Source organism: Streptomyces sp. NPDC043812 (assembly GCF_056436245.1).
Map to the genome: position 1 here is coordinate 1 of NZ_JBWKCY010000108.1, position 1,119 is coordinate 1,119.

Genomic DNA, 1,119 nt, shown 5'->3' on the forward strand with positions numbered 1-1,119 from the left:
CGGGTTGGTGATCTTGTCGGGCGTGGCGCCGTCGGTGAGCGCCTTGGCGACGTCCGCCGGGGCGGCGTCCTGGTGCCCGGCGAGGTAGACCGCTGCGGCGCCGACGACGTGCGGAGTCGCCATCGAGGTGCCGGAGATGGTCTTGGTGCCCTCGTCGCTGTCGTTCCACGCCGAGGTGATGTCCGAGCCCGGCGCGTAGATGTCCACGATCTCGCCGTAGTTGGAGAACTCGGACTGCGCGTCCTCCTTCGTCGACGAGGCGACCGTGATCGCCTCCTGGACGCGGGCCGGGGAGCCCTGGCTCGCGTCGCTCGACTCGTTGCCCGCCGCGACACCGAAGGTGACGCCGGAGGCGATCGCCTTGCGGACCGCCTCGTCCAGGGCCTCGTCGGCGCCGCCGCCGAGGCTCATGTTGGCGACGGAGGGACCCTGGTGGTTCTGGGTGACCCAGTCGATGCCGGCGACGACCTGCTCCGTGGTGCCGGAGCCGTTGTCGTCGAGCACCCGCACGGCGACGATCTTCGCCTTCTTGGCGACACCGTGCGCGGTTCCGGCGATGGTGCCGGCGACGTGCGTGCCGTGGCCGTTGCCGTCGTCGGCCGAATCGTCGTTGTCCACGGCGTCGAAGCCGTGGGTGGCGCGACCCTCGAAGTCCTTGTGGGAGATGCGGACTCCGGTGTCGATCACGTACGCGGTGACGCCCTCACCCGCGGTGTCCGGGTAGGTGTACTTGCTGTCACCGGCGGTGTCGGCCTGGTCGACGCGGTCCAGGCCCCACGACGGCGGGTTGTCCTGGGTGGCGTTGATGGTGAACTTCTTGTTCTGCACGACCTTGGCGACGGCCGGGTCGGCGGCGAGTCGCTTGGCCTCGGTCTCCGAAAGGCCGCTGGCCGAGAAGCCGTTGATGGCGGAGCTGTAGTTGCGCTGCAGCTTGCCGCCGTACTCGTTGGCCAGATCCTTCTTGTCGGCCTTCTCGTCGAGCATCACGATGTAGCTGCCCGCGACGGCGCCTTCGGCATTCGCGCCGTAGATCTTGCCCTCGGCGGGCGCGGCAGCACCGGCGAAGGACGTGTTGAGAAGCGTTACACCGGCTGCGGCTGCCACGGCCGTTATGGCCGC

The 1,119-nt window shown here is 69.3% G+C and carries 1 protein-coding gene; it reads right to left on the reverse strand.

What is annotated here, in order from left to right:
- On the reverse strand, nt 1-1,119 hold a 1,119-nt coding region (locus AC067Z_RS38970), incomplete at both ends, for a S8 family peptidase (protein ID WP_478794373.1).